The sequence below is a fragment of the Streptomyces sp. NRRL S-87 genome (assembly GCF_000719335.1).
Classification (GTDB): Bacteria; Actinomycetota; Actinomycetes; order Streptomycetales; family Streptomycetaceae; genus Streptomyces.
This window is the reverse complement of record NZ_JOGB01000074.1, coordinates 1-15,776: the sequence shown is the minus strand read 5'-3', so window position 1 is coordinate 15,776 and position 15,776 is coordinate 1. Positions and strand designations below refer to the sequence as shown.

General features: G+C 72.6%; 13 protein-coding genes. 3 read left to right on the top strand and 10 right to left on the bottom strand.

The window, feature by feature from the left end:
- Positions 1–90: 90 nt before the first annotated feature.
- Genes IF43_RS0131755 through IF43_RS0131720 form a run of 8 tightly spaced genes read right to left on the bottom strand, consistent with a single transcriptional unit; the run spans position 91 to position 9,671 of the window.
- Complete coding sequence (locus tag IF43_RS0131755) at positions 91–546, bottom strand: pyridoxamine 5'-phosphate oxidase (protein ID WP_030208873.1); 456 nt, start codon at positions 544–546, stop codon at positions 91–93.
- Positions 543–1,664: a low specificity L-threonine aldolase gene (locus IF43_RS0131750; RefSeq protein ID WP_051796563.1), complete on the bottom strand. Its 1,122-nt coding sequence runs from the start codon at positions 1,662–1,664 to the stop codon at positions 543–545. Before IF43_RS0131750 ends, IF43_RS0131755 begins: the two co-directional genes overlap by 4 nt.
- A 6-nt stretch (positions 1,665–1,670) precedes the next feature.
- On the bottom strand, positions 1,671–3,074 hold the full coding sequence (locus IF43_RS0131745) for an aldehyde dehydrogenase (RefSeq protein WP_037890916.1): 1,404 nt from the start codon (positions 3,072–3,074) through the stop codon (positions 1,671–1,673).
- Positions 3,071–4,168 carry a hypothetical protein gene (locus IF43_RS0131740; protein WP_030208863.1) on the bottom strand — a complete coding sequence of 366 codons (1,098 nt, stop codon included), beginning with the start codon at positions 4,166–4,168 and terminating at the stop codon, positions 3,071–3,073. The genes IF43_RS0131745 and IF43_RS0131740 overlap by 4 nt, the downstream gene beginning before the upstream one ends.
- Complete coding sequence (locus IF43_RS0131735; protein ID WP_030208859.1) at positions 4,110–5,951, bottom strand: asparagine synthetase B; 1,842 nt, start codon at positions 5,949–5,951, stop codon at positions 4,110–4,112. Before IF43_RS0131735 ends, IF43_RS0131740 begins: the two co-directional genes overlap by 59 nt.
- On the bottom strand, positions 5,939–6,943 hold the full coding sequence (locus IF43_RS0131730; RefSeq protein WP_030208855.1) for an alpha/beta hydrolase-fold protein: 1,005 nt from the start codon (positions 6,941–6,943) through the stop codon (positions 5,939–5,941). The genes IF43_RS0131735 and IF43_RS0131730 overlap by 13 nt, the downstream gene beginning before the upstream one ends.
- On the bottom strand, positions 6,940–8,349 hold the full coding sequence (locus IF43_RS0131725; protein WP_030208852.1) for an MBL fold metallo-hydrolase: 1,410 nt from the start codon (positions 8,347–8,349) through the stop codon (positions 6,940–6,942). The genes IF43_RS0131730 and IF43_RS0131725 overlap by 4 nt, the downstream gene beginning before the upstream one ends.
- Positions 8,349–9,671: an SUMF1/EgtB/PvdO family nonheme iron enzyme gene (locus IF43_RS0131720; RefSeq protein WP_030208850.1), complete on the bottom strand. Its 1,323-nt coding sequence runs from the start codon at positions 9,669–9,671 to the stop codon at positions 8,349–8,351. Before IF43_RS0131720 ends, IF43_RS0131725 begins: the two co-directional genes overlap by 1 nt.
- A 360-nt stretch (positions 9,672–10,031) precedes the next feature.
- On the opposite strand from IF43_RS0131720, the gene IF43_RS38470 reads away from it, so the two are divergent.
- Entirely contained in the window at positions 10,032–10,829 is a 798-nt protein-coding gene (locus tag IF43_RS38470; RefSeq protein ID WP_051796560.1) for a phytanoyl-CoA dioxygenase family protein, read from the top strand.
- A gap of 20 nt (positions 10,830–10,849) precedes the next feature.
- Here IF43_RS38470 and IF43_RS0131710 read toward each other — a convergent pair whose 3' ends face one another.
- Positions 10,850–12,145, bottom strand: a complete 1,296-nt coding sequence (locus tag IF43_RS0131710; RefSeq protein WP_030208841.1) for an ATP-grasp domain-containing protein — start codon at positions 12,143–12,145, stop codon at positions 10,850–10,852.
- 77 nt (positions 12,146–12,222) lie between these two features.
- Here IF43_RS0131710 and IF43_RS0131705 point away from each other — a divergent pair, with 77 nt between their 5' ends.
- Positions 12,223–13,458, top strand: coding sequence for an MFS transporter (locus IF43_RS0131705; RefSeq protein WP_078910610.1), 1,236 nt, complete (start codon positions 12,223–12,225; stop codon positions 13,456–13,458).
- Positions 13,459–13,538: 80 nt separating this feature from the next.
- Here IF43_RS0131705 and IF43_RS0131700 read toward each other — a convergent pair whose 3' ends face one another.
- The gene (locus IF43_RS0131700; RefSeq protein ID WP_030208832.1) at positions 13,539–15,080 is read right to left on the bottom strand and encodes an alpha/beta fold hydrolase; all 1,542 of its coding nucleotides are present in this window, start codon (positions 15,078–15,080) and stop codon (positions 13,539–13,541) included.
- A 154-nt stretch (positions 15,081–15,234) separates the two neighbouring features.
- Here IF43_RS0131700 and IF43_RS0131695 point away from each other — a divergent pair, with 154 nt between their 5' ends.
- Positions 15,235–15,579 (top strand): VOC family protein, encoded by a 345-nt coding sequence (locus IF43_RS0131695; RefSeq protein WP_030208817.1) that lies wholly within the window; start codon positions 15,235–15,237, stop codon positions 15,577–15,579.
- Positions 15,580–15,776: the final 197 nt, after the last annotated feature.

Below are 15,776 nucleotides of genomic sequence, written 5' to 3'. Positions count from 1 at the left end.
TGACCGGCCGACTCCGTGCCTCGGAAGAAGGCGTTCCTCCGGGGTTCCTCCAGGGTTCCTCCACGGCGTCCCCGAGGTTCCGCCCGTTGCTCAGCCGAGCCAGATGCCGCCGTCCATCAGCGTGCGCCCGGCCAGCTCGTTGACCTCCCGCCAGGCCTGGATGCGCCGCGGCCTGATGCGGAAGTACTGGTAGGGCTGGTCGAGTTCGCGCGGGTCGAACCCGGTCTTGGCCGCGAAGGCGTCGGCCGTGTCACCGAGTTCGGCGACGTCGACCGGCTCCGCGTCGCCGTCGACGATCACGACGTCGCGCGTCAGGCCGAGGCCGACGCGCACCCGGCCGTCCGCCAGCAGGTTGCGACCGGTGACGGAGGAGCGCGGGGTCGAGACGAGGATGGCGGTCCCGTCCCAGAGGAACGAGAGCGGGATGAGGTAGGCACCCCCCGGGCCACCGCCCGCCGAGGCGACCCAGAGGTCGACGTCGTTCTCCAGTCTCTTACGAGTGTCCTCCAGGCGTTCTTCGAGCCCGCGCGCCGGCACTGCAGTCATGCTTCCTCCGTCCGTGTCGTGGAGGATCCCCGTTCCAGGAGGTCTCCTCCGGTGGTCGTACGGGCCACCGGCACGGTGGCCGCGACGGCCGCCAGCGCCCTGACGGCCGCACGCACACCGATCATGTCGTGCGCCCGGTGCACAGCGAAGCGCACGAAGCCGTTGGGCAGGGGCAGCACGCGCACCCCGTGGCCGGCCAGGCGGCCGGCGCATTCCTCCGGGGTCAGCCCGGCAAGGCGCGCCATGACCATGTTGGTCGGCCGCTGCGGGCGCATCAGCTCGACGCCGGGCACCGTCTCGAAGCCGGCGGCGAGCGCGGCGGCCGTGGCGTGGTCGGCCGCCAGCTCGGGCAGCCGCTCCAGCGCGACGAGGGCGGGCGCCGCCAGGACACCGGCCTGGTGCATGGACCCGCCCAGCTCGGTCCGCAGTGCGCGGGCGCGCGCGACGAACGCGTGCGTCCCGCACAGCAGGCCGCCGACCGGCGCGCCGAGCCCCTTGGAGACGGAGAAGGCGACGCTGTCCGCGGGGGCCGCCAGCTCCGCGGGACGGACCCCGAGCGCCACGGCCGCGTTCGCGAGCCGGGCACCGTCGAGATGGACGTGGGCGTCGTAGCGGTGGGCCAGGTCGGCCAGGGCGAGGGTCGCCGTGACGTCGAGGGCGTTGCCCGAGCGCATCATGCTCGTGTTCTCGAGGCAGACCACGGCGGGCCGGCCGCCCCCGCCGGCGAGCACCTCGTCCACGGCGTCGAGGTCGGGCAGGCCGTCGGGGCGCTGCGCCACCGGCAGCAGCTCGACCCCGGCGAAGGTGCGCAGCCCGTCCCCCTCCAGGAAGGACATGTGGGTGTCCTCGCCGACGACCAGCCGCGGCGCGCCGCGCGGTCCCGGGGAACCGGCCGCGGCGAGCGAGGCGAGCAGGTTCGCCATGGTGCTGGTGGGCGTGAGCAGCGCGGCCTCGGTGCCGAGCAACTCGGCCACCCGCGCTTCGAGGAGCGCGACCGTGGGGTCGTCCCCGTACACGTCGTCCCCGACCTCGGCCGCGGTCATCGCCGCGCGCATCCGCGCGTCGGGCACGGTACGGGTGTCGCTGCGGAAGTCGAGCCAGGGGTCGGCAGGCGTCATCGCGGCCTACCCCCGCGCCCGGTGGGCCACCCAGACGGCGCGGGGCCTGGTGTAGCCCTCCACCGCGTGGATGCCCAGTTCGCGCCCGTATCCGGACTGGCCGAGACCCGAGACGCTGACCGTCTCCTCGGTGTCGCCCCAGGTGTTGACCCACACCATGCCGGCGCGCAGGGCCCGGCCGAAGTGCTCGGCCCGGTGGGCGTCGGAGGTCCACACGGACGCCGACAGGCCGTACGCCGTGTCGTGGGCGAGCGCCAGGGCCTCGGCGTCGGTGTCGAACGCCGCCACCGACAGCACGGGGGCGAAGATCTCCTCGCGCCAGGCGCGGCTGTCGTACGGCGGGCCGTCCAGGACGACCGGGTTGACGAAGAAGCCGTCGCCGAGTTCGTGGCGGAGCCCGGCACGGCCCGGCGGCACGATGACCTTCGCCCCCCGGACCTCCGCCTCGGCGACCATCTCGGCCGCGCGGTCGACGGCCGCCCGGCTGATGAGCGGGCCGAGGTCGGTGGCGGGGTCCTCGGGCAGGCCGACGCGGAGGCCGGCGGCCAGTTCGGCCACGCGGCCGACGAACTCGGCGTGCACGGCCCGGTCGACGATCAGGCGCGTCCCGGCCACGCACACCTGGCCGGTGTTGCCGGTGAAGGCCGTGACGACCGCGCGCGCGGCCTCGTCGAGGTCGGCGTCGCGGAAGACGACCACGGGGCTCTTGCCGCCGAGCTCCAGCGAGACGGGCTTGAGGCCGTCCGCGCAGCGTCGCGCGACCTCGCGCCCCGCCGCCGTCGAGCCGGTGAAGGAGACCATGCCGACGGCCGGGTGGTCGCACAGCAGCCGGCCGGTGTCGGCTCCGCCGTAGACCGCGGTGAGCACGCCGTCGGGGAGCACCTCGGCGGCGCGCTCGACCAGCCGGCGGGTCGACAGCGGTGTCTCGGGCGCCGGCTTGACGACCATGGTGTTGCCGTACGCGAGGGCCGCGGCGATCTTCCACACGGCCAGCAGGAGCGGGTAGTTGTTCGGGGCGATCGCCGCGCACACCCCGACCGGCACGCGGTCGGTGTACGTGCGCGTGCCGGGGCCGGCCGGATACGTCTCGCCCACCGGGTACCGGGCCGCCGCCGCGAACCAGTCGACGGCCTGGGCGGCGAACTCGACCTCGCCGACGGCGCGGGCCGTGGGCTTGCCCGTGTTGCGCTGCTCCAGGGCCGCGAAGGCTTCGCGTTCCTCCCGCAGCAGGGCAGCGAGCTCGCGCAGGTGGCCGGAGCGGTGGGTCGGGGAGGTGTCGGCCCAGCCGTCGTGGAACGCCGACGCCGCCCGGGCCACGGCATCGGCGACGCCGGGCCCGGACGTGTCCGGTACGTGGTCGACGGCGCGCCCGGTGGCGGGGTCGAGGACCGCGCGTCCCACCGCGGTCATCCCAGCGTCCCGGCACGGCCGCCCAGTCGCAGCCCGGCGTCGATCTCGGCGACCAGGGCGACGAAGGCGTCCCGCCCCAGTCCCGCGCCCGAACTGCCCAGCAGCCTGAGCTCGTACCCGTCGGGGTGCTGCCACCAGGCGTCGCAGGCGCCGAAGCGGGCGTCCGTGTAGCCCAGGTGCAGGGGGCGGCCGCCGAGGTCGAGGAGCTCGGCGGTGGCGGGGTGCTTGTCCCGCTCCGGCGGGAACACCAGGCGTCCGCCTCCGGTGCGCTGCGCCGTCAGGCGCACCTCACCGCCGGACGCGGAGGCGTAGACGACGTCCAGCTCGCGGACGGCGGCGCCGTCGCCGAACGTCGCGGCGCTGTCGGCGCGGAAGTCCCCGACCGACACCGGCACGCCCTGCCCGGTGAGGAAGGCGGTGAGCTCCCCGGACGCGACCCAGTCGCCCTCGTGCTCCCGATCGCGCCGGTGGAAGGAGAAGACACCGGTGGGCACCGAGACCATCTCCGCGGGCTGCCGGGCCCAGTAGCTCAGCTCGGCGAAGGGGGTGGCCAGCACCCGGGACACCGCCTGCGGCACGGCCGGCCGCAGCGCGGCGAAGAGCGCGACGAGCTCGTCGTCGGTGAATTCGCCTTCCAGCACCGAGAGCTCGACCGTGGTGCGCGCCATCCGGGCGCTGGCGGCCCGGTGGCCCATGTAGTCCGTGCCGAGCCAGACGACCCGGCCCTCGCCGATCTCGTGCGCCCGGGTCTCGCCGCCCCACAGGCACGGGTGGTCGGCCGCGGGGAAGGCCCAGTCGTAGAGGAACTGCTTCAGCCGCAGCCGGCGTCCGCCGCCGGAGATCTCGGTGCGGTAGCCGGACGGGTTGGCGTCGCTCCACGGGCTGCGGCCCTCGGCGTCGACCCGACCGGGGGGCGCCTCGCGGCGGATCGTGCCGGTGCTGCTGTCGCAGCCGGCGGGCAGTTCGGACGGCCGCCACACCACGAAGTTGCACCAGTCCTGGGCGACCTCCTCGGTGATCTGCGCCGGTACCGGGTCAAGAGCGGCCGCGCTGTCCAGGATGTGCCAGCGCCAGTGGGGGACGGGACTGCTCACCGTGACTCCTCGGGTGGTTTCGGAGCTCCGCGAGGTGGTCGAGCCAGGCGGAGCTTGAGGCCAGGAACATCCACTCGCCGACGCCCAGCTCGTCGCGGAGCCCGTCCGGCACCCGCGGCAGTCCGAAGGGCGTGCCGAACTCGTCGGCCAGGCCGCTCAGCTGGCGGACGTAGCCGGGGTCGGTGGGAGTGGGGAAGCCCTGCTTGCTGCGCTGCCGCACGGATTCGGGCAGCAGGTCGCCGAGTGCGGCCTTCAGCAGCCCCTTGTGGGTGCCCGGCTCGTTGGTGTCCTTCAGGTGCTCGGGGCAGCGGAAGGACAGCTCGGCGAGGGTGACGTCCTGGAAGACGGGGCGGTCCTCCAGGGTGAAGGTCGACGAGGTGACGTCCACCATGTCGTTGACGTAGACCAGGAAGCGCCGCATCAGGTGGTGGCGGCCGCGTTTGAGCGGCGAGGCCGTCTTGAGCGCCCGGTACTCGGCCATGGTGCGTTCCCACACCTGGTCGGTCACCGTCTTCATGTCGACGTCGAGCTCCTGCGCCATCCACCGGACGAGCCGGGCCCAGACCGGGCGCTCCTCGGCGTGGAGACTGTGCGTCAGGTAGTGGCGCCCGTGGATGAAGGTGGGCGCGTACGGGTCGACCACGGGGAAGTAGCGGCCGGCCTGGTACCCCCAGAACTCGTCGGCTCCGTGCCCCGAGTAGACGACGACCTTCCCGTCGGCGGCGATGGACCGGTAGAGGTGGTGCATCGACAGCTCGGCGCCGTGCAGCAGCGGCCGCATCAGCCGGGTGGGCAGGACCGGCAGCAGGTCGGCGGCGGCGTTGCGGTCGAGGTCGAGGACGGTCAGCGGGACGCCCAGGTGCTCGGCGGCCTCGGTGGCGTGCGCCACGTCGTCGCCCGAGCCGCCGATGCCGTCCTCGTAGCGCAGGACGTACCCGTCGACCGGCAGTCCCAGCTTCGTCAGGCCCGCGACCACCGCCGTGCTGTCGACGCCGCCGCTGAGGACCGCCGCGCGGGGCAGGTCGGAGACGGACCGCTGCTCGATCGCCCGGTCGAAGGCGGCCCGGATCTCCTCGGGCCCGATCGGGTCGTCCACGGCCACGGGGTGCCAGTAGCGGTGCGTGGTCGTGCGGGGCCGGTCGATGGCGAGGTACCGGGCGGGCGGCAGGGTCTCGATGCCGCGCAGCCAGGTGCGGTCGTCCGCCGCGTCCATGCGGATCCACGAGCGCAGCAGGTACTCCTCGCGGTCCACCTCGGGAGTGATCAGGCCGGTGCTGAGCAGCACCCCCTGCTCCGAGGCGAAGACCAGTCCGCCCTCGACGCGGGCGTAGAACAGCGGCTTGACGCCGAAGTGGTCGCGGGCCAGCACCACGCGCCCGGTCCAGGTGTCGTGCCAGGCGAGCGCGAACATGCCGTCCAGCGGCTTGAGCGCGGCGGCCGGGTCGGGCTCGCGGCAGACCTGCTGGAGCACGAACTCGGTGTCACACGTGGTGCGGCGGGGCCACAGCGGAGGGGCCGCCGAACGGGAGCCGTAGACCTCGCCGTTGTGCACCAGGACGATCCGCCCGCTGGGGTCGGTCATCGGCTGGTCGCCGGCGTGGCTGCGGTCGCGCACCGCCAGCCGCGTCGCGCACAGCATGACGGTGCCGCAGGGCGAGACGTACGGGGCGTTGGCCGCCTCGCCGCGGTGCGCCATGGCGTCGGTCATGGTCCGGCCCAGCGCGTCCAGCCAGCCGGGATCGCGCCGCCCCTCGAAGCTGATGAAGCCCGCTATGCCGCACATGCGTCACCTTCCGGTTCCCGCCACACCTTCCAGAGCTCCGCCAGAGCCTCGGCGTAGACGTACTCGATTCCCGCGTGCCCGCCGTCGTGCTCGCGGTAGAGGTGCGGGACCCGGTGCGCGTCGAGGGCGGCGTGCAGCGCGCGGGCGCCCCAGTGCATGCCGTACTCGTCGCGCTGGCCGACGCTGAGGTGCAGCAGGCCGAGTCCGGCGAGCCGGTCGGCGTACTCCGGCAGCAGCCGCACCGGGTCGTGGGCGAGCCAGCGCTGCCACACCTCGTCGCGGAACACGCCCGTCTCGGGGTCGCACGGCAGCGCGTCCGACGCGGTGGTCCGGGGGTCGTCGGCGTAGCACATGCCCATCGCGATGATGCTCATGGCGACCATGAAGGGCACGTCGAGCGGTCCGGTGTCGCGGCGGGCCAGCAGCGCGTCGACGCCGCCGGCGGCCCTGACGGTGTCGAGCGTACGGGGCAGCAGCGGCAGGTAGCTGTGCTCGAACCCGGCGTCGGGCGAGCAGGCGATCACCGACCCGAACAGGTCGGAGGTCATGCCCGCGATCAGCGCGCCGTAGCCGCCGCTGGACTTGCCCCCGATGGCGCGCCACGCCGACTCCGGCCGGGTCGCGAACCGCCGGTCGATCTCGGCGACGACCTCGGCCAGGTAGCCGGCGTACCGGCCGGAGGCGGCGGAGTCGATGTACTGCGAGCCGCCGTACGCGGTCGTGCAGTCGGGCACGACGAGCAGCGCGGGCGGCACCCGGCCGTCCGTCATCGCCTCGCGGAGGCGGTCGGCGACGGACGCGCCGAAGGCGAGGGCCTTGCCGGCGAGGCTGGGGTGGGCGCCGAACCCGGGCAGCCAGTACACGACCGGGAACCGCCGGACGCCGTCGTACCCGGGCGGCAGGTGCACCTCGATGCGGCGCCGTGCGGGGTCGCCGAGCGGGTTGCCGCGCAGACAGGTGCTCTCGTGATCGAGCACGACCGGGGCGCTCATGCCTCGCTCGCCTCCTGCAGCGCGCGCTCGACGTGGCGCACGTAGAACGACGGGTGGTGGAAGACCGCGGAGAGCAGCAGGCCGTTGCTCGCCCACAGGCCGTAGGAGCTCCCGATCAGGAGGTCGCCGGCGAGCATGGCCTCCAGCGTGCTCGCCGCCATCTCGGTCCAGCCCTCCGCGCCGGTGACGTGGCTGCGGGCCGGGCCGGGGCCCAGCAGGGTGACCCGGTCCGCGACCGGGTCGAGCAGGAAGGCGGTCTCGGCGCCGTCGTCCCCGTACAGCGAGACGACGTGCCGTCCGGCGCCGTCGTCCAGCGCCCGGTACCAGTAGTCGGTCGCCACGAGCCGGTCCAACAGGTCGCGGAGCAGGTCCTCGGTTCCGCGGGTCTGGCGGCCGTACCGGTCGAGGGAGGCGTCGAACGGCGGCACCGGCGTGTCCGGGTCGAGCGTGATCGCGGAGTAGACCTCGTCGAAGTCGTACCCTTCGGGCGCGACCGGCCCGTCGACCAGGGCGGCCTTGCCGTGCGCCACCTCCATCACCTGGCCGGGGCCCCACAGCAGGCCGTCGCGGCCCAGCTCGTCCAGGCGGTGCAGGGCCTGGACCGGGGTGAACGGGAACATCGTCCGGTTGCACCAGGAGTAGTCGCGCTCGCCGTCACCGCTGATGCGCCAGCCGAAGGAGGACGGCACGGTCACGGTCGCCGGGATCGAGGCGATGTACCGGTCGAAGTTCGAGACAGCACGGGCGCGGACCGCGTCGGAGTCGGTCAGCGCACGGCGCTCGGTGAGCACGCCGGGAGGCGAGATGCTGTGGGCGGGGACGAACACGGCGTCGACCCGCGGCGCGTCGTCGCGCTCGAAGGCCGCGACGGTGTCGTCGTGCAGCAGCGCGTCGCCGCACAGCATGACGGTCGCGTCGGCGGTCTGCACCAGCACGCTCATCTCGGGGAACGACACGGCCGAGGGGAACGTCCGCAGGACCGTCCCGCCCGGGGTGGTGAGCGTGTCGCCCGGCGTGACCGGGCGCAGCCGCTCGAAGCCGAAGCGGCGCAGCGTCCAGGAGATCGCCTGGTGCCCCAGTCCCGAGGCGGTCAGCGTCGGCGGCACCGGTCCGGCCGGGTAGACGCAGGTGACCTCGGAGCTCTGGCGCGGGCTGTCGTCGAAGTCGACGTCGGCGCCGTCGACCAGGCGGAGCAGGGAGGGGAAGTGGTGGTGGTCGTAGTGGTGGTGGCTGAGGACCACGTAGTCGACGCCTTCGTCGAGCACCGTGCGGACCAGGTCGTCGGGCAGCGGCGGGTGGTGCTCCCAGAAGCGGTCCAGGCGCTGGGTGAGCCACGGGTCGAAGAGGATCCGCTCCGTCCCCGTCTCGATGAGCACGGCCGCGTGGCCGAGCGAGGTCAGGCGCATCAGTCGGTCCCCTCGTACACGCAGCGGAAGCCGACCTCCATGTGGCGGTCGGTGATGAGGTCCTTGCCGCGGTAGAAGGTCGTCAGGCAGGCCGGCGGCGAGGTGAAGGTGCCGCCGCGCAGGACGTGGAAGGCTTCCTTGCGGTTCATGAAGTCCAGCGGGTGGCGTCCCTTGAAGAAGGGGTCCATGTCCTCGCCGGTGTAGAAGTTGGTCCGGGTCAGCTCCCAGACGTTGCCCGACATCTGCAGGACGCCGTACGGGCTGGCGCCCGCGGGGAGCGCGTCCGCCGCCAGGACCGGGTGGGCGGGGTTCTCGCCCTGCTCGATGGTGACGAGGAGCGCTTCGAGGGAGTCGAGGTCGGCCACGGCCTGGCCGAACGACCGCTCCACGTAGTTCACCCGCTCGGGGTCCCAGTCCTCGCCCCAGGGGAAGCGGCGGCCGTCCACGCCGCGCGCGGCCTTCTCCCACTGGACCTCGCTGGGCAGCGCGCCGCCGGCCCACTTCGCGAAGGCGTGGGCGTCGTACCAGTCGATGCCCACGACCGGGAGCTCGGGTGCGTTGAAGCGCGGGTCGTGCCAGTGCGCGGGGCGGTGCGACCGCTCGAGCGGCTGGTCGGGGTGGTCGAACTCGCCGGAGTCGCCGACCTCGTCGAGGAACTCGCGGTAGCGGGCGTTGGTCACGGTGGTGCGGTCGATGAAGAAGGCGGGCACGTCCACCGCGCGCAACGTGGTGTCGTCCTGCGCCATGCGGAACGCGTCGGGCTGCTCGTCCGCGCCGATGATCGCCGGACCGGCCGGCACGAGGACGACGTCGTCGTTGCGGCGGGGGCGCTTGCGGACGGCGTCGACCCGGGCTCGCATGTCCGTGAAGTACTCGTCTTCCAGGCGGCGGAGTTCGGCGGGGTCGCGGGTGCCGAAGATGGCGATCAGGGCGCGCTTGGTGAGCGCGGCGCCGCAACCGACGGGCTTGCGCGCCCAGTCGGGGCGGGTGAAGTTGCTGGGCCAGCCGGAGATGCGGATGAGGTCGGGCACGGCGGCGGCGATCCGGTGCTCCGTGATGACCTTGAGCGCGGTGAACGCGACCCAGTCGACCGTGTCGTGCGTCGCGGCGGCCACCGCGGTGTCGGCAGCGGGGTCGCCCGCGTGGTGCGCGGCCAGCAGCCGCACCGCGCCGGCGCGCACCGGCCACTCGGGGTGGGCGACCACCAGGCCCGCCAGCAGCGGTATCCCGTCGGCGGTCCGGCCCTTCTCCTCGGCCAGGTCGACGACGCGCTGCACCGACGCCCAGTAGCGGGCATCGGTGGATTCGTCGATCACCAGCATGTCGGCGGGTATGTCGATGACGTCTGAAACCCGATTACCTACCATCTCTACCTCTCTCGGACGACGAGCCGCCCGTACGGAATGCTTTCCGTACGGGCGGCTAAATTCGCTGCTCAGCGGATTACCACTTGGAGCACTCCTGCTTGGCGTCACGGGTCTCGATGAAGTCACGGTCGCTCATTTTGGCACCCCCTTCTTCGCGTGATTCGAGTCGGCGTTCGTGCGGCCTGCCGGCCTCACGACTCAAACACTAATGCAGGGCCGGTAAGGCACCGCAACGGTGAACCCGGAAAAGAGCATTCTTCGATAACCTTCGGCCAGGGTTCATCGCGATCTTGATGTTCAGAAAGGGAGGAAAGAATGGTTGACACCGCTTCCCGAGACATACGGGAGAACGGGTTCACGCGGCTGCCGGGCCTCGCGACCGGCGACGCGCTCGCCCGGCTCCGGCGTGCCGTCGGCCGGATCGAGGAGCTCGCCGCGGACCGCACGGCCTCCGGCGGGGAGTTCGTCCTCGAGGCGCCCGGCGTCGGCGGCTGGGCGGCCTGGCAGCAGGGGACCGGCGCCCTCAAGGGGGTGCTCCGGTCGGCGGACCGGATCCACGAGCACGTCCCGGAGTTCGACGCCGTGCAGCGCGCGCTGGGCCTGGCCGAGGGGCCGGTGGCGCGGGGCATCGGCGCCCCGGGCGAGCTGGTCAACGCGTTCCTGTGGGCCAAGCCGCCGGTCGTGGGCTCCGCCAAGCCCTGGCACCAGGACATCGCCTTCGCGCCGCCCGGCTTCAGCTCCGACGAGTTCGGCATCGTGACGATCTGGATCGCGCTCGAGCCGGCGACCACGCGCAACGGCTGCCTCGAGTTCATCCCCGGGTCCCACGTGCTCGGGCTGTTCCCCCACAGCGGCGACCGGGAGCGTCTGCCGGGCGAGGCGCCGCTGGCCAAGGCGGTCGAGCCGCACATCGCGGAGGTGCACCTGCCCCGCACGGCCGCACCGGTCGCCGTGCCCCTGGACCCCGGTTCGGCCGTCATGTTCGACGGCACGGTGGTGCACCGCTCGGCGCCCAACACGACGGCTTCGGAGCCCCGTACCGCCGTCAGCTTCGTCTACAAGGTGCCGCGCCCTTCCTGGACGCGGTACGAGCCGGCCGCGGCCGCGGCGTGACGTTCGACCGCGGCGATTCCTCAGTCGAACGTTGAGCTCCGGTCGTCCGCTCCCCGGTCGAGGACGTAGAACCCGGTGCCGTCGAGGTGGCGGATCGTGTTGAGGTCGCGCTGCACGACCTCCTCGAGGTCGTGCAGCAGCGTCACGATGACCGGGTAGGTGAGGTCGTCGACCGTCCGGCGGACCTCCTGACCGGGCTTCACCAGGGTCGCCAGGGTGCGGAAGCTCTCCAGCCGCTCGATCTCCTCGATGCCCCGGTACTCGCTGAGCACGCCCTCCACCGGCGAGACCATGCCGACGATCGCGCAGTACCTGCGCACCTCGTACGGGGTTCCGACGCGGGCGTGGAACCGCTCGGGACGCAGGTACGCCTCGACCGTCCACTCCAGCTGCGACTCGCCGATGCCGAGGCTGGCACTGGCCGGGATGCCGCCGCCGGCTATCCGGGCACCGACCTCCACCAGGCACGGCCCGGCGGGGGTCATCCGGATCTCCACGTGCGCCGGGCCGTGCCGGATGCCGAGGGCGTCCAGGACCTGGAACGCGTACTCCCTGAGGGAGTCCACGACCCGCTCCCCCGAGTCGATCAGCAGGAGGGCGTCGCAGAGGTCGACGACGCCGTTGGCGCTGACGCGGGTGGTCCGCCAGACGTCGCACAGCTGGTGGCGGCCGTCGCGGCTGACGGTGTTCACCATGTACTCGGTGCCCGCGAGGTACTCCTGCGCCACGGCCCCGTTGTTGGGCTGGGAGAAGACGTCGTCGGCGGGGGCGAGCGACAGGAACGCGGCGACGGACTCCTCCGGGGAGTCGCAGAAGGAGACCCCCTGGCTGCCGGCGCTCCGCGGCGGCTTGAGGACGACGCGGCCGCCGAGCTCGCGGTGCCAGGCGGCGAGCTCGTCCGCATCGGTGGCCCACAGCTGGCGGGCCGCGCGCAGCCCGGCGGCGCGCACGGTCTCGACCATGAGGTGCTTGTCGCGCCGCGCGGCGCTGAGGGCGGTGCCGTTGCCGGGCAGGTCGAGCCGCTCCGCGAGCAGGTCCGCGAGCTCCACCCCGACCTCGCCGCCCGAGATCACCGCGATCGGGGAGAACGCCGCGACGGCGTCGGCAGTGGCCGCCAGATCTCCCTCGTGGATGATGTCGGCAATGAAGTCGTCCGGGACGTGCGGCGCCGTAAGGTACACGAACGGCACTTCGCGCGTGCTCTGCACGCGGACGACGGAACACCCCTGCTTCAGGAATTCCAGGACGAGCGAGCGGGCCGCGGCGTAGGCGTCGACCATCACGATGCACGGGTTGCTCTGATTGGCTGCTGTCATGAGTTCAACATAGACAGGCCCACCGCTCGCCGAAATCCGTTCAGCTCTGCCATCCTCCGACCCTGGAGGAAGAGCTGATGACATCTGTTTTCGCGAGGGTTCGCTCGCCGCATTTCACGCCCGTATTGCTGTTCGTCAACACGTGCGGCAATTTCCTTGTCCTCGTCGCCCTGTCCACGCACGTGGGGTCGACCACCGGGTCGGGACTGCTCGCCGGAGCCGTGCTCAGCGCGCCGTGGCTGCCCGCGCTGCTGCTGGCCGCTCCGCTCAACCGGCTGCTCAGCAAGCGCGCCCCGGAACGCCTCGTCCGGCTGGCCGAGGCTGCGAGCCTGGTGGTGACCCTGGCGGCGCTCGTGGCGCCCGACCGGGCGCTCCTCGCGGTCGCCACCACGCTCGTGGTCGCCCGCGGTTTCTTCGAGTCGGTCACCCGCTCGGCCACCTCGGTCGTACTGCGCAACATAGTCGCCCCAGAACGGCTTGACCAGGCCAACACCATCGCCGAGATCTGCAAGTTGACCGGTGTCAGCGTCGGGGCGGCACTGGCGGGGCCGGCCGCGTCGGTCCTGTCGCTGCGGGGCCTGATCGCGGTGAACGCGGTCACGCTGGCGCTGTCGGCGCTCCTCGCCTGGGCCCTGCCGTCGGCCCCCGGGAGGGCCACGGCCGACGCCCAGGACGGCGCGGGTCCCGCCAAGGGCGGTGCGCGCCTGCGCGTGCAGGACCCCGAGCTGCGCAGGCTCTTCGCCCGCTTCCTCCTGGTGGCGTTCTGGCAGGGCTTCCACACGGTGGCCGTCACCGTCATTCCGCTCACCCTGCTGGACGGCGGGACCCGCCTGGTGGGGGTGTTCGTGGCGGTGTCGGCGGTCGCCATCTTCGCCGGCTCGCTCGCCGCCCTGCCGGCCCAGCGGTACCTCGCGCACGTGCCCTCGACCACCTGGGCGCTGCTGCCCATGGTGCCCTTGCTGGCGGCGGTGGCGGTCGGCCGGACGGTGCCGACGATCGTGCTGTACGCGCTGTTCCTGGTGCTCTTCGAGGTGGCGTTCGTCCACTACAACAACCGGCTGCTGGCCTCGGCCTCCGACGAGGAGCTCCCGTCCGTGGTGACCCTGCGGGCCACGCTGCTGCCCTCGGGCGTGGCGGTGTCCATCCTCGTCATGGGCGCCCTGTGCGACCTCGCGGGCCCGCTGCCCGCGGCCTTCGTGGTCGCCGCCGTCACGGTCGTGGTCACCGCCGCGACCGCGAGCACCCGGCGGACGTGGCGGGCGCGGCCGGCCGAACCGGTGGACGCCCCCCGGCCGGCCTCCGCGGCGCGCTGAGGGAGCACGGCCTCAGCTGCGCGCAGAGGGAACACGGCGGGCCCCGCATGAGGATCATGCGGGGCCCGGCCGGTGACGGATCAGGCGGTCGGCGGTACCGGGTCCGCGGCCGCCTGGCAGGTGGCGTCGATGCCCCACCACGAGGTGGGCCGGGTGCCGTCCCGGAAGTAGTCGCTGGCGTAGGTGTTGAGGCAGGCGTTGTTGTTGGCCGTCAGCGTCGAGCCGAGGTTGTGGCCGCCCAGCTCGACGATGAGACGGGAGTTGGGGAACCGGACGCGCATGTCGAGGGCGCCGAACATCCCGTGCGAGGGGTCGTACTGCGGCTGCACCAGCAGGATGTTGACGCTGCCGTTGCCGACGTGCGCCGTCCCCTGGGACTGCGCCGGCCAGAAGGCGCAGGGCGCGCTGTACCAGGCGTTGCTCCAGGTGAGGAGGTGGTTCCCGGCGGCGTACTGGCCCCCCAGGGTGGCGCTCCACACGTTCCAGTTCTTCGGCCACGGGCCTTCGGTGCAGTTGACCGCGCTGGTCATCGCGACGCGGTTCTGCTGCGGGTAGCCCGGGGTCGGGGAGTCGGCCCGCAGGGCCGTCGCGTCACCGCGCACCACGAAGTCGGAGAATATCTTCGCGCGGCTCACCCAGGTCCAGCTGCGGTAGACGACCTGCTCGAAGACGTTCGTCCACTCGCCGGGTCCGATCTTGCCGTCGACGGGCGCCGCACGGAGGGTGTCCAGGGCGTCGTAGTACTTCTCCTCGACCTCGTCAGCGGTCGTGCCCAGGTGGTAGACGGAGTCGTACTTGGCGACCCAGGCGAAGAAGAGCCCGCCGCTGTGCTCGGACATGAAGTTCTTGGCCATCTGGTTCTGGTAGCCCACGCCGCTGGGGCTGGGCACGCTGTCGAGCACCATGCGCTTCACCCGGGCCGGGTACATCGACGCGTAGACCGAGCCGAGGTAGGCGCCCCAGTCGATGCCGTAGTAGCTGATCTGCTCCTGGCCCAGCGCGATCCGGATCTGGTCGAGGTCGCGCGCGGAGTCCTTGGTGGTGAAGTGGTTGAGCGCTTCGCCGTACTTGTCGCCGCAGCTCTTGGCGTACGCCTGGGCCCGGGCCACCGACGCCTGCTCGTCCGCGGCCGTGTCCGGCACGGGGTCGGGCAGCAGCGGGTTGATGTAGGACGCGCCGCACACGATCGACGGCTCGCTGGCCCCGACGCCGCGCGGGTCCATGCCGATCCAGTCGTAGGTGGGGCCGACGTCCTTCGCCAGCCCGCTCGTGCCCTTGGCGTACCGGGTCGGCATGTCGCGGCTGATCGGGCCCGGCCACTGGCCGCGGTGCAGCAGCACGACGCCCTTGTACTGGTCGTCGGGGACCGTGTGCTTGGCGCGGGTCAGCGCCAGCTTGATCTTCTGGCCGTCGGGCTGGGCGTAGTCGAGCGGAACCTCCACCGAGCCGCACTCCAGGCCCTTGAGCAACGCGCCGAGGTTCGGGTCGGTGTCGGGACACGGCGCCCAGGCGATCGATCCCGCGGACGGCGTGACGGCCTCCGCGGCAGCCGCCGCGGGGGTGACGGCCGGCACCGACAGGCCGGTCACGACCACCGCAGTGACCAATGCGAGCTTTTTCATGGATACCCCTTCTGAATGCACGGCGCTCACAGCGTGGCAACGGGGTCCTTGAACCGGCTCGAAACCGGCTGGAGGCAGGGCGACCCGATAGGATGCACTCCGTCCGATTTGCCGTCAAATGCACCAGAAACACCCCCCACATCCAGGAGTGATCATGGCTGAATCCGCCATCCAGGGGATCAAGACCGTGCTGCATCCCGTCAAGGACCTCGCGAAGGCCAAACCGGTCTACACCGCCCTGCTCGGCATCGAGCCGCAGACCGACGGGGGCCACTACGTCGGCTACGACGTCGCGGGGCAGCACATCGGCCTGGTGCCGGACCCGAGCATGGCCTCGCCCGTGGCCTACTGGCACGTCCCCGACATCGAGGCGAAGCTCGCCGAGGTGACCGCCGCCGGCGCCACGGTGCAGCGGCCGGCCTCCGACGTCGGCGGCGGCCGGCTGGTGGCCACCTTCACCGACCCCGACGGCAACGTCCTCGGGCTCGTCCAGGACTGAGCCCGTCCAGGACCGAGCCCGTCCAGGACCGGGACGGGGCCGGTCCCGGGAGCGTGTGCGACAGACGGCACACGGCGAAGGCCCCGTGCGGCGGGGGCCTTCCGTTCTAGTGGTCGTCGCAACACCCCAGCTCAGGGGATGCGATGGACTTCAAGATCCGGGAGATCCGGACGGCGCAGGGGCCGAAGAAGCTGGTG

Coding starts and splice junctions, on each gene's coding strand:
- IF43_RS0131700 (WP_030208832.1), bottom strand. CDS start 15,080: ATGAAAAAGCTCGCATTGGTCACTGCGGTGGTCGTGACCGGCCTGTCG.
- IF43_RS0131720 (WP_030208850.1), bottom strand. CDS start 9,671: ATGCTGGTGATCGACGAATCCACCGATGCCCGCTACTGGGCGTCGGTG.
- IF43_RS0131745 (WP_037890916.1), bottom strand. CDS start 3,074: ATGACCGCGGTGGGACGCGCGGTCCTCGACCCCGCCACCGGGCGCGCC.
- IF43_RS38470 (WP_051796560.1), top strand. CDS start 10,032: ATGGTTGACACCGCTTCCCGAGACATACGGGAGAACGGGTTCACGCGG.
- IF43_RS0131705 (WP_078910610.1), top strand. CDS start 12,223: ATGACATCTGTTTTCGCGAGGGTTCGCTCGCCGCATTTCACGCCCGTA.
- IF43_RS0131730 (WP_030208855.1), bottom strand. CDS start 6,943: ATGAGCGCCCCGGTCGTGCTCGATCACGAGAGCACCTGTCTGCGCGGC.
- IF43_RS0131735 (WP_030208859.1), bottom strand. CDS start 5,951: ATGTGCGGCATAGCGGGCTTCATCAGCTTCGAGGGGCGGCGCGATCCC.
- IF43_RS0131710 (WP_030208841.1), bottom strand. CDS start 12,145: ATGACAGCAGCCAATCAGAGCAACCCGTGCATCGTGATGGTCGACGCC.
- IF43_RS0131750 (WP_051796563.1), bottom strand. CDS start 1,664: ATGACGCCTGCCGACCCCTGGCTCGACTTCCGCAGCGACACCCGTACC.
- IF43_RS0131755 (WP_030208873.1), bottom strand. CDS start 546: ATGACTGCAGTGCCGGCGCGCGGGCTCGAAGAACGCCTGGAGGACACT.
- IF43_RS0131695 (WP_030208817.1), top strand. CDS start 15,235: ATGGCTGAATCCGCCATCCAGGGGATCAAGACCGTGCTGCATCCCGTC.
- IF43_RS0131725 (WP_030208852.1), bottom strand. CDS start 8,349: ATGCGCCTGACCTCGCTCGGCCACGCGGCCGTGCTCATCGAGACGGGG.